Below are 11,379 nucleotides of genomic sequence, written 5' to 3'. Positions count from 1 at the left end.
ACATCGCCGAGCCCCGTTTACAACTACTTTGAGCAGCCAACAAAAATGCCGTTCAGTCGCTTAACTGAACGGCATTAAGAGTATGGGCCGCTTGTCGCACTGATCGCCCAGTACTGGCCTCAATGGCGCGAGTCACGTGCTGAGTTGAACGCTTTACCGTTGGGACACCAGAGCTGGAGCGAGTGACATCTGCTGAGGGACTGAGGTGACGCGCCTCCATAGGACGAGACATTCGACGCGAGAGCAAGCCCAGCGAAGCATATCTCTTAGGATGCGGCTTCTCCTAACACCGTTCTCACCGACAATCACGATACAATTCGCACCGTTATTGGGTGTGCCGGCCAATGGAACACGCAGTCCCTTTGTTTCTTACTTGCGGATTGGTGTAATCCCATTCCAAATTCCGACCGCCTTCAGCTAGATTGATATCAATAACCGCTTCCGGCGACGATAGTGGTCGCAATAGGCGTGTAATGTCTGCGTCAATGTTGTCGGCGACCTTGAGCGACACGGCCAAAGCGTATCTCGCTTCAGTGCCCCACTGACGTGCTTCTTTCCAGTCTTTCCACCAGCCACCGACAGGAAAACTGCCAGCCTCGCGAGCTTGGTTCGGGTTCGGTTCGCCGAAATAGGACAGGGTAATCCGTAGTTCGACTTGGGCTGCGCCGAGTTGCAGCAACTCCTGCCCGGTCCAGCGTGCCCGCGTGTCGCGCCTGACACAGCGTTGCAGTCGCTGGACCTTTGCGATATTTCATCCGCCGAAAAATCCGCGGACGCCGTCACGCGACAAACCGGTGATCACAATCCACGCTGCTCGATGAGATTGCGCGCTTCATCGTTATACGCATACGGCGTATCGATCTGATTGACGCGGATCGCGCCATGCGCGGGCGCAGCTTTGAGCAGGCGCTCGCCCTTCATCAGCTCGCGGCAGCTCATCTGGCCTTTCTGCAACGGGACGGCCAGGTAGTAGTCGTCCGGCTTCAGCTCCTCGCCCGCCGCCATGTCGCGCTTTGCGTAGACGCCCCGCACGAGCCCGTCGAGGTAAGCGATTTCCTTTTGGGGCGGAATGCGTTTGGCCGTGCCCGGCGCGCCGCACATCTCGACCGCGCGCTTGTAAGCCTTGAACCACGTATCGGCCTGATGCGGAAGCGTGCAATACGGGGATACGGGAATGCCATCGGCTTCGATGTCGATATGACGCTCGAACGTGCGCGCGCCCTTCGCGTAGGCAATCATGACCGAACTCGTCCAGTCGGTTTGCTCGTGCGTCGAGAAGCCGATCACATGCTCGGGGTAGCGGTCGCGCAGGAAGTCGACCTGGTTGATCTCAAGTTCGCTGTCTTCCGACGGATAGATCGACACACAATGATTGATCGCGAGCGGAATGTGACGGTTGCGGAAGAATTTCGAAAGATCGTCGATATCCTTGAGCGACGAGCCGCCCGTCGAGACGATCACCGGCTTGCGCGTTTTTGCGATTTCCTCGATCAGCACCCAGTCGTTCAAATCCGAGCTGGCGATCTTGATGATCTCGACACCGAGGCGCGCGCACAGGCGCACCGACTCTTCGTCGAACGGCGTCGACATCGGGATGCAACCGGCCTGACGCACCGCTTCGACCATCGTCTTGTAGCCGTCGACGCTCATTTGCGTGTCGAGGGTCTTCTTGATGTAGCGGATGTCCGAACGCTCACGGAAGTCCCGATGAATGAAGCGATCGACATCGCGGAACTGCAGCTTGATCGATGCCTTGACGTTGTTGAAGCGGACGATGCGCGAGAAGTCGGTGATGATCTTCATGCCGCGCTCGACTTTGCCCCAGTGGTTGTTAGCCAGTTCGAGCACGAAAAGACCGTCGAACAGACGCTGGGATTCCTGCTTGTAATTCATGAAAACTCCGGAATAGCTAAGTGTGTTTGATTCGCCTGGATTCGTCTTTGCGCGTCGCTATTCGGCGCGCGCGGTGTCGTCTCGTGCATCGAAGCCGGGATAGCGCATCGCGACTTCCAGTTCTTCGGCTTGCAGAAACGGGAACATGTCTTCGAGCTGCGGGCTCTGGATGGTCCCGTCCGGCAATTGACGCGAGCTGACGCGCGGTTCGAACCCCTGTTGCGGGTCGAGCATCACTTCGATCAGCATCGGCCCCGGCGCCTCGATGGCCTCGCGCAGCGCTTCGCGGAAGTTTTGCCGGTCGATACGAACCGACGGCAGGCGGTATGCGGCGCCGATGTCAGCAAAATTGGGGAACGTCACACCGCTCTCGGGGCCTTCGCCCGCGAGACGCTTGAAGAAGTTCGCCTGCGACGAACGAATGGACAGGTAGCCTTCATTGTTCAGTACCACTACCTTGATCGGCAGTTTGTAGTGGGCGATGGTCTGCAATTCCTGCACGTTGAGTTGCGTGCTGCCATCGCCCGCGAGCGCCCAGACGCGACCGCCCGCGGGAATTGCGAACGCCGCGCCGATCGCGGCGGGAATGTCGTACCCCATCGACGCGCTGCCGGAGTTCGAGAAGAGCCGTACCGTGTTCTTGATCGGCGCGATCTGGAACGGAATGATGCAGGCCGACGCATTGCCCGTTGCAACCACGTCGCCAGGACGCGACAGCTTGAACAGCTCGTCGATGAATACGTAAGGGTTGATGCGGCCGTTCCACGGACGCGGCCGGGCATCGAGCGCTGGATAGCGCTTCTTCGTTTGTGCGATCCAGGCGCGCCATGCTTCGAAGCGTTCCGGCGCGGCCGCGGCGGGAGCGTCTGCGAGCAGCAGCGGAACGAGGTCGCGCAAATCGGCAATGACGGCTTCGTCGGGGCTGTAGGTGGGCTTGCGGGATTCGGCCTCGTCGATGTCGATCTGCACGACGACGGCGTTCTTGGCAAAGCTGCCGAAGTTGTAGCCCGTTTGCCGGATATTCAGGCGACTACCGAAGACGACGAGCAGGTCGGCCGCCTGAAGCACGAAGTTGCCCTGGCGCGTCCCGATGGTGCCCGGACGGCCCGCGAAAAGCGGATGGTCCGATGGCACCGTGTCGTGCGTCCATGCGGTCGCGAGCGGCACGCCGAGCGCTTCGGCCACCCGCACGATGTTCTCGTGCTGACCGGACAAACGCGCGCCGGTGCCGAGCAGGAAGAGCGGCCGCGACGCACCCGTCACGCGGCCCAGCAGATTCTTCACCGCGCTTTCGAGTGCCCGGCCTTCCAGCCGTGCGGCCAATGCGGGAAGCTGTCCGTCCCACGCTTCGAGCGCATCGGCGTCGATTTGCGCCGACTGCACGTCGATGGGAATGTCGATCCAGACGGGGCCGGGGCGCCCGTGCTGACACAGCGCCCAGGCACGCTCGATCACGGCTCGCGCGTGTTGCGGGTCCTTCAGCGTCAGGGCGTCCTTACAGACCGGGCGGGCCATCGACACGATATCGACTTCCTGATCGCCAAGCTGGCGCAGTCCATCGACGGGCGTGGTGGCGAGATGCGTATCGCGCTTCACCTGGCCCGACAGCACGAGCATCGGGATCGAATCCGTATAGGCACCGAACACGCCGTTGAGCGCGTTGATACCGCCGGGGCCCGTCGTCACGTTGACGACACCGGGCCGGTTGGTGACGCGCGCATAGCCTTCGGCGGCCATTGCGCAAGCCTGTTCGTGATGGCAGTACACGGGCGTGAGTCCGTCTGCGTGCGTCAGCGCATCGTTGAGGAACATGGCTCCGCCGCCAGTCAGCATGAATACATGCCCTGCGTGCTGCTCTGCGAGAAAGCTCGCGAGATATTCGGCGACTCTCATCTTTCGCATTGGTTTTACGACTCCAGATTGGCGATTCCCAGGGCCACGCCTTGCCATTCGCGTCATGCAGGACGGGCTCTTCCGTTCTCGTTAGTATCTTCTGGCTGACGATTTTCAAAGCCCGGACTAGAACCTCAAAAGCCGGCCAATTCGGGCAAATGGAACCTAAGGGCGACACGCGGGTGCGCGCCGCTTTCGACAGCGGATCAGGTCATCGACGCGCGTCGCCCGATGATGCCGCCCGCGCGCAAAATCGCTTGGTCGAAGTCGATTTCGTTATGCAAATCGAGTTCCGTTGCCGCGCGCAGCACGTCCGGCACGTAACGGTTGCGGGTTGCATTGTCGGCATCGGGCTTCGCCAGGATGCGGACCGGCTTGCCCGGCGAGAGCAGGGTCGCGATGCGATGCGCGGCGTCGCCGAGCGTCATCGCCTCGGGCGAACCGACGTTGTATGCGTGCCCCGCCTTGCCCTCGCGCAACATGACGAGCAGCCAGCGCGCGAGTTCCGTCTGGTCCATGTACGAGCGCACGGGCGTGCCGTCGCCCTTCACGACGATTTCGTCGCGCCACAGCGCATCGGCGATGAAGTTGCCGATGGCGAAATGCACGTCGAGCGGCAGATCTTCGCCCACGAACGCGAAACAGCGCGCGATCACGCATTCCATCCCAAATCGCTCGCCGTAGAGTGCGCAGAGATGCTCGGCCTGACGCTTGCCGACGCCATACGTTCCCGCCACGTCCAATGGGTCGGGCATGCCGTGGTAGCGCTCCGGGATCGCGTTCATGGAAGCGGGCTGGGGACCGTACACGCCGCCGGAACTGGTCAGCAGAAACCGTCGCACGCCGTGATCCGCCGCGTACTGAAGCAGGTTCTTCGTGCCTTGCGTGATCTGTTCGAAGCGCTGCAACGGACGTAGGTCGGCGACGTGGGTCGAGTCCGCGGCTGCGTGCAGGATGTGCGTGAAGCCGGCATCGCGCGGCAGGCTGTCGGGCACTTCGATGTCACCGCGATGGAACGAGAGCCACGGCAGTCCCGCGAATTCGGGATGTCGCCGCAGGAAGAGATCGGGAGCGCGGCTTAGAACGACGACGCGTCGCGCGAGCAGTGCGCCCGCTTCGCGTTCGTGCGCGATCAGATAGCGCAGCACAGCCTTGCCGAAAAAGCCGGTGCCACCTGAAAAGAGAATGTCCAATTCGTCGTTCCCGATGCAAGGAAAGCGCCGCAACCGCGGCGCCGGGATGAGGTTGATCGCGGCTTAGAACGCGACGCCGAGGAACTGCTCGATACGGCTTGCAGCGAACTCGAGCATCGTTTCGCTGAGACCCGGATAGACGCCGATCCAGAACGTGCGGTGCATGATCGTGTCGGTGTTGTCGAGCACCGACGCGACGCGGTAGTTGCGGCCCTTCATGTACGGCTGCTTCGTCAGGTTGCCCGCGAACAAGAGACGCGTGCCGATCCGGTTCTGCTCGAGATACGACAGCAGATCGTTACGGCTGACGGGCGCGTTCTCACGCAGCGTGATCGGGAAGCCAAACCACGACGGATCGCTGTTGGGCGTCGGTTCAGGCAGGATCAGGAAGTCGGCGCAGTTTCGCAGGCGCTCGCGCAGGAACGAAAAGTTGCGGCGGCGCGCAGCGATGAAGTCATCGAGACGGTCGAGCTGCGCCAGCGCGCACGCGGCCTGCATGTCGGTGATCTTCAGGTTGTAGCCGAGGTGCGAATACGTGTACTTGTGGTCATAACCCTCCGGCAGATCACCGAGCTGCCAGCAAAAGCGCTTGTTGCACGTATTGTCCTTTCCGGGCGCGCAGTAGCAATCGCGGCCCCAGTCGCGGAACGACTCGGCGATGCGCTTGAGTTCGTCGTTGCTGGTGAAGACCGCGCCGCCCTCGCCCATCGTGATGTGATGCGCCGGATAGAAACTGAGCGTGCCGATATCGCCGAACGTGCCCACCTTCTGCTCGTTGTAAGTGGCGCCCAGGGCATCGCAGCAGTCTTCGATCAGCCAAAGGTTGTACTTGCGGCACAAGGCCGTGATCGCTTCCAGATTGAACGGGTTGCCGAGCGTGTGCGCGAGCATGATCGCCTTGGTCTTCGGCGTGATCGCGGCTTCGATCAGATCGGCGTCGATGTTGTACGTCGCCAGATCCACATCGACGAACACCGGCACGGCGCCGAACTGCAGGATGGGATTGACCGTCGTCGGAAAGCCGGCCGCCACGCCGATGACTTCGTCGCCCTGACGGATCGCGCGCTCGCCGAGCCGCGGCGAAGTCAGGGCCGAGAACGCCACGAGGTTCGCCGACGAGCCCGAATTGACCGTCAACACATGGCGCACGCCCAGCACTTTCGCAAGCCGCGCCTCGAATTCGTCGTTGAACCGTCCCGTGGTTAGCCAGCCATCGAGCGACGCTTCCACCATGTTCTTCAACTCGGCGGCGCCGATGACCTTCCCGGACGGCGGCACGGCCGTCAAGCCTGGCAGGAACGGAGCGGGAGCGGTGGCACGTTGCGCGTATTGCTCGACGAGCGCGAGGATTTCACGCCGAAGTGCTTCTTGACTCATGGAATTCGATCCTTTCTCTTCACGATTTCGCCGGGCGCGGCAGCGCGTGCGGCCAGTTCGATTGCTTACGACATTGCGGGCTCTATGGTTGCCGAAAGTCCCGCGCACTCATGAGCCAAACAAAGGGCCTTTTCATGCGCTATTCGGCTGCTTGCACGACGCTAGGGTCCGAGCGCACCGAAAGCGCGGAATTGCCTGCCAATTGACCTCCTGTTCGTCGAATCGTCAGTGAAGCGGCACAGTAGACTCAAGCGCAATCTCAATACGAGGCAATGGACCGACTTTTATGAAACGCCCCGACTACATTATCTGCGCGCCGCTTCAATGGACCTTCTCGTCGAATGGCGTGCTCGCGCTCGTCCGGTTGGCCCGCTCGATCGAGAAAACAGGCCGACGCGCCTATATGTGCACCTATCGTCACGTGAACGGCGTCGAAGCCGCGATCGGTATCGACTTCGATACCTACGCGCCCAAGAATGAAGGAGAGCAGCAGTTCGTCGGCACGATTCGCCGGGTGGCGCAGGAATTCGGCATCACGATGCTCAAGGATTTCTCGCAGCAACATGTCGATGACTGCATCGTCGTGTATCCCGAGGCATTGCTCACCAATCCGCTGAACGCGAAGCGCGTCGTGCGGTATTTCCTCAACCGGGAGGGTATCGTTTCAGGCCGCAAGGTCAATGTCGGGCCGGATGATTTCATCCTCGCGCACTCGCGGGTCATGCACCCCGATCCGCATCACGTCTGCTACTTCGCGGAACTCAACCCGCTGTTTCACAATCGCGGCACGCATCCGGCGGAACACCGCCAGCTCGACATCAGCTACATCGGCAAAGGCTCTGTCTACGGCATCACGGATCCGGTGCCCGAAACGGTCGTCATCACGCGCACGTGGCCCGAGACGAAGCAGGAACTCGCCATCCTGCTGCGCAACTGCCGCTTTTTCTTTACGGCCGATGCCTGTAGCAACCTCAACACCGAGGCGCTTGCGTGCGGCGCGATTCCGGCTTTCCGCGACACCGGCCCGTGGACGAACGAGGACATCGATTCGTTCGAGCCTGCGCCGTTCCCGCGCCTGTACGAAGGCGTTCAGGCGGGCGACGACTTCTTCGCGGAGTTCGAGAAAGAACGCCTCGGATATCTTGAGCGTCTGCAGCGCCTGATCGACGGCTGGGACGACAGCGTCGCGCAGATGGCGGACAAGGCGGACGTGCATTTCGCACTGCGACCGCACACCGCTCCCGCACCGCGCGATACCGCTCCGGCTTCCGCGGCGGGCCGCGTCACGGCGTAGCTCGACTCGACCAACCGAGCTTTTTCGGGTTATCTCCAGAACGCACCCCGAACCAGCGCTTCAATCGCTGGTTCGCGGTGCGACTCGTCACACAGACATCGCGGCAAAACCGAAGCTGCCCCGCGGGGCAGCTCGCGCTCGTTGTGCGCCGCGATTCTGATCGCATGCATGCCCGCGTTTCGTGGGCTACCCAAGCCTGAAAACGAAAGCGCGCGGACTTCTACAAGGAAAGCCCGCGCGAGAAAGATGCGGACCGAACGATGCCGGCCCGCTCCGAAATCAGGACCGGAGGCCGAGAAAAGCCTGTAGCTGACGCTCCGAGAACGCGCGCAGATCGCGTTTGTCGAGGTACGCGCGATACCACTGCGCGGTCCATTCCAGGGTGCGATCGAGGTCGATACGCGGACGGAAGTCGAGATGCGCACGCGCCTTCGACGTGTCGAGCCTGAGCAGCGTCGCTTCGTGACGCTGCGGCTCGCTGACGCCAAGCCTGATCTGCGCCGGCAGCGCGAAAGCGTGGCTGAACGCGTCGATCACCTCGCCGACAGGCCGCGCACCCGCTTCGTCGGGACCGAAATTCCACGCACTCGCGATGCCCGGCTCGCCGGCATGCGCCCGCTCGGCCAGCTCGATATACCCGGCAAGCGGCTCGAGCACGAACTGCCACGGACGCACCGCATGCGGATGGCGAATCTCGAGTTCCACGTTGCGTTCGAGCGCGCGCACGAAATCGGGCAGCAGCCGGTCGCGCGCGAAGTCGCCTCCGCCGATCACGTTGCCCGCGCGCGCCGTCGCGATCGACACATCGTCGGCAAAGAACGACGAGCGCCATGCCGCCGTCACGATTTCCGCGGCCGCCTTGCTGGCGCTATACGGATCGTGGCCGCCGAGCGCGTCGGTTTCGCGGTAGCCCCAGACCCACTCGCGGTTCTGATAGCACTTGTCGGTCGTCACGACGACGACCGAACGCACCGATGGCGTCTTGCGCACCGCTTCGAGCAGGTGCGCCGTCCCCATGACATTGGTGGCGAAGGTCGCCACGGGCTCGGCGTAGCTGTCGCGCACCAGCGCCTGGGCCGCCAGATGGAACACGACCTCCGGCTCGGCGGCCTGCATGATCGCCTGCAACCGCGCTGCATCGTTGATGTCGCCCGTGATGGACTCGACGCAATCGTCAATGCGGGCCAGTTCGTAGAGGCTCGGATCGGTGGGCGGCGCCAGCGCGTATCCCGTCACGCGGGCACCGAGGCCGTGCAGCCACAATGCGAGCCACGCGCCCTTGAAGCCCGTGTGACCGGTCAGAAAAACGCGCCGGCCGCGCCAGAAATCCGCGCGCGTCATGACGCCCACCGCTTCCACGGTGCGTTTCCGCTGTTCCACATCTCGTCGAGAACCGTGCGGTCGCGCAACGTGTCCATTGGTTGCCAGAAGCCGTGATGGAAGTGCGTGCGCAACTGGCCCTCGCGCGCGAGACGCTCGATGGGGTCAGTCTCCCACATCACGTCGCCGTCGATGTAGTCGAGCGCGCTCGGCTTGAGCACGAAGAAGCCTGCGTTGACCCAGTTGCCCTCGACGACCGGCTTTTCCTTGAACGACACGACCGTGTCGCCCTCGACGTTCATCGCGCCGAAACGGCCGACCGGTTGCGCCGCCGTGACGGTCGCGTGGCGCCCATGTTCGCGATGCCTGCGCACGAGCGACGTGATGTCGATGTCGCCGACGCCATCGCCGTAGGTCATGCAGAAATCTTCGTTGTCGAGATAGCGGCGAATCCGTTTCAGCCGGCCGCCCGTCATCGTCTTGTCGCCCGTGTCGACCACGGTCACGCGCCACGATTCAGCGTTGTGATGGTGGATATCCACGTTGCCCCTGGCGATATCGAACGTGACATCGGCGTTGTGCAACATGTAGTTGGCGAAGTATTCCTTGATCAGATAACCCTTGTAACCCGCGCACACGATGAAGTCCGTGATGCCGTGCGAGGCGTAGATCTTCATGATGTGCCAGAGAATCGGCTTGCCGCCGATTTCCACCAGCGGCTTTGGCTTGACGACGGTCTCTTCCATCAGCCGGGTTCCTAATCCCCCGGCCAGTATCACGGCTTTCATGAACCACCTGGCGCATAGTTTGACGGATCAATGCTAACCGGCGGCGCGGCAAGCCAAACGGCGGGAAAGAGGCCAGTTGCCGTCGCAGTTTGGCGGATCGGCGGAGGGGCACGGCCGTCGATCCACGCTACATCCCGACAGCTCGGCAAATCCTGCTTCTGCGCTTTAAAAAAGCGCTTCGCGCCAGCACCTGCACGCCCCGGCGCTATCTCAAAAAAATGCAGAATAGGGCCTCGTCCGAAGGGCGGATCGAACACCGGGCAGACAAGACCAACGCGAACAATCGAAAGCAGGGGATTCGAGCATGGAGCGGGCGCAGGAACCCGCGCGCCGACCTTTTGCGTTCGCATGGTCGGAAGCACGCGACGCTGCGCGTTTGGATGGGCAGCGCCGTGCTCGTCGCGTACCTGGGCTACACGTGGTTCCGCCCGTGCGCCGAGGCCGCGATAATCGTCATCTTGGTCGGGCTTTATGTGGCCTTCGGCGCGCTTAGTCTTCGCGTCGTCACGACGGTGACGGACCAGGCGCTCGTCGCGAGCGCGATCGCCATCGGCGGACCGACCGGTCTGCCGCTGCGGCGAGTGGCGTTCTGGTTTCTGATCGGATCGGGCTGCCGCTACGGCAAGCACACGCTCGCCGTCGCCGATGGCATCCGCGCGATCCTTGCCGCGCTCACCTCGGTCAACGACCGGCCGGCGAGCGGCTCGGCGAGCACCGGTGCGTGCCCGATCGACGATCGGTGCGCCCGCGCAACACCGCGATCTCGCAGCGCTCATGCGTGCCGCCGACCGCGCGATGTACCGCGCGAAGACGCCAGGCCGGGGCCAGACCGTCTTCGCCGACGGCGGCGACTTCGAATAGTCGCCCTTCAAGCGACCCTCAGGCTTCCACGCTCGACCACGCCAGTTCGCGCAGCTTCGCGCGCAAGCGGGCGACGGCCTGGCTGTGCAACTGGCACACCCGCGACTCGCTCACTTCCATCACCGCGCCGATTTCGCGCAGGTTCAGACCTTTCTCGTAATAGAGGCTCATCAGGAGCTTCTCGCGTTCGGGCAGCTTGTCGATCGCATCGACCAGCGCCGAGCGCAGGCTGCCGTCGAGCAACGCGGACAGCGGGTCCGAACGGTCGACGCAATAGCGGTCGAGAAACGGCTCGTCGTCGGCGGAGCGGTCGAAGTCTTCGTAATAGATGAGCTGGCTGCCATGCAGGTCCTGCAACATCGATTGATATTCGTCGAGCGGCAACTTCAGATGCTCGGCGATTTCGGTCTCGCTCGCGGAGCGGCCGAGCGACTGCTCGACCTTGTGCACCGCCGATTCCACCTCGCGCGAGGTCTTGCGCATGCTGCGCGGCAGCCAGTCGTTGGCACGCAGCTCGTCGAGCATCGCGCCGCGAATGCGCTGGCTCGCGTAGGTCTCGAACTGCGCGCCCTGATCTTCCTTGTAGCGATTCGCGGCGTCCATCAGGCCGATCATGCCGGCCTGGATCAGGTCGTCGAGATCGACGCTCGCCGGCATCTTCGCGACGAGCTGGAGCCCCAGCCTGCGCACGAGCGGCGCGTAGCGCGTCAGCACTTCGGATTGCGAGAGCTTTCCCTGGGCGTTGTACATCTTGATCCCC

Annotated in this window: 10 protein-coding genes; 2 read left to right on the top strand and 8 right to left on the bottom strand. The window is 62.7% G+C overall.

Annotation, left to right across the window (positions count from 1 at the left end; translation table 11 throughout):
- Positions 1–325: 325 nt before the first annotated feature.
- The 5 genes from AWB66_RS19550 to rfbH all read right to left on the bottom strand — a co-directional run bounded on the left by AWB66_RS19550 (position 326) and on the right by rfbH (position 6,356).
- On the bottom strand, positions 326–679 hold the full coding sequence (locus AWB66_RS19550) for a hypothetical protein (RefSeq protein ID WP_200819019.1): 354 nt from the start codon (positions 677–679) through the stop codon (positions 326–328).
- A gap of 119 nt (positions 680–798) precedes the next feature.
- A complete protein-coding gene (locus AWB66_RS19545; RefSeq protein ID WP_087631819.1) occupies positions 799–1,893 on the bottom strand; it encodes an N-acetylneuraminate synthase family protein in 1,095 nt (364 codons plus the stop codon).
- A gap of 57 nt (positions 1,894–1,950) precedes the next feature.
- Positions 1,951–3,795 (bottom strand): thiamine pyrophosphate-binding protein, encoded by a 1,845-nt coding sequence (locus AWB66_RS19540; RefSeq protein WP_235021170.1) that lies wholly within the window; start codon positions 3,793–3,795, stop codon positions 1,951–1,953.
- Positions 3,796–3,992: 197 nt separating this feature from the next.
- Positions 3,993–4,979, bottom strand: coding sequence for an NAD-dependent epimerase/dehydratase family protein (locus AWB66_RS19535; RefSeq protein WP_087631818.1), 987 nt, complete (start codon positions 4,977–4,979; stop codon positions 3,993–3,995).
- A gap of 63 nt (positions 4,980–5,042) precedes the next feature.
- Entirely contained in the window at positions 5,043–6,356 is a 1,314-nt protein-coding gene (gene rfbH / locus AWB66_RS19530) for a lipopolysaccharide biosynthesis protein RfbH (RefSeq protein WP_087631817.1), read from the bottom strand.
- A 286-nt stretch (positions 6,357–6,642) separates the two neighbouring features.
- On the opposite strand from rfbH, the gene AWB66_RS19525 reads away from it, so the two are divergent.
- On the top strand, positions 6,643–7,650 hold the full coding sequence (locus tag AWB66_RS19525; protein ID WP_087631816.1) for a hypothetical protein: 1,008 nt from the start codon (positions 6,643–6,645) through the stop codon (positions 7,648–7,650).
- A gap of 279 nt (positions 7,651–7,929) precedes the next feature.
- On the opposite strand, the gene rfbG is transcribed toward AWB66_RS19525, so the two are convergent.
- Complete coding sequence (gene rfbG, locus AWB66_RS19520) at positions 7,930–8,991, bottom strand: CDP-glucose 4,6-dehydratase (protein ID WP_087631840.1); 1,062 nt, start codon at positions 8,989–8,991, stop codon at positions 7,930–7,932.
- Positions 8,988–9,758, bottom strand: a complete 771-nt coding sequence (rfbF, locus tag AWB66_RS19515; protein WP_087631815.1) for a glucose-1-phosphate cytidylyltransferase — start codon at positions 9,756–9,758, stop codon at positions 8,988–8,990. Before rfbF ends, rfbG begins: the two co-directional genes overlap by 4 nt.
- 717 nt (positions 9,759–10,475) lie before the next feature.
- Here rfbF and AWB66_RS33715 point away from each other — a divergent pair.
- Entirely contained in the window at positions 10,476–10,619 is a 144-nt protein-coding gene (locus AWB66_RS33715) for a hypothetical protein (protein WP_159462920.1), read from the top strand.
- Between the two features lie 18 nt (positions 10,620–10,637).
- Here AWB66_RS33715 and AWB66_RS19510 read toward each other — a convergent pair whose 3' ends face one another.
- Positions 10,638–11,369, bottom strand: a complete 732-nt coding sequence (locus AWB66_RS19510) for an RNA polymerase sigma factor FliA (protein WP_087631814.1) — start codon at positions 11,367–11,369, stop codon at positions 10,638–10,640.
- Between the last annotated feature and the right edge of the window lie 10 nt (positions 11,370–11,379).

This window comes from Caballeronia telluris, from assembly GCF_001544495.1.
In the GTDB taxonomy this organism is placed as follows: domain Bacteria; phylum Pseudomonadota; class Gammaproteobacteria; order Burkholderiales; family Burkholderiaceae; genus Caballeronia; species Caballeronia telluris.
Note: the sequence above shows the minus strand (reverse complement) of the source record. Positions and strands in the feature narration are given on the sequence as shown.

Coding starts and splice junctions, on each gene's coding strand:
- rfbF (WP_087631815.1), bottom strand. CDS start 9,758: ATGAAAGCCGTGATACTGGCCGGGGGATTAGGAACCCGGCTGATGGAA.
- rfbG (WP_087631840.1), bottom strand. CDS start 8,991: ATGACGCGCGCGGATTTCTGGCGCGGCCGGCGCGTTTTTCTGACCGGT.
- AWB66_RS19540 (WP_235021170.1), bottom strand. CDS start 3,795: ATGCGAAAGATGAGAGTCGCCGAATATCTCGCGAGCTTTCTCGCAGAG.
- rfbH (WP_087631817.1), bottom strand. CDS start 6,356: ATGAGTCAAGAAGCACTTCGGCGTGAAATCCTCGCGCTCGTCGAGCAA.
- AWB66_RS19525 (WP_087631816.1), top strand. CDS start 6,643: ATGAAACGCCCCGACTACATTATCTGCGCGCCGCTTCAATGGACCTTC.
- AWB66_RS19545 (WP_087631819.1), bottom strand. CDS start 1,893: ATGAATTACAAGCAGGAATCCCAGCGTCTGTTCGACGGTCTTTTCGTG.
- AWB66_RS19510 (WP_087631814.1), bottom strand. CDS start 11,369: ATGTACAACGCCCAGGGAAAGCTCTCGCAATCCGAAGTGCTGACGCGC.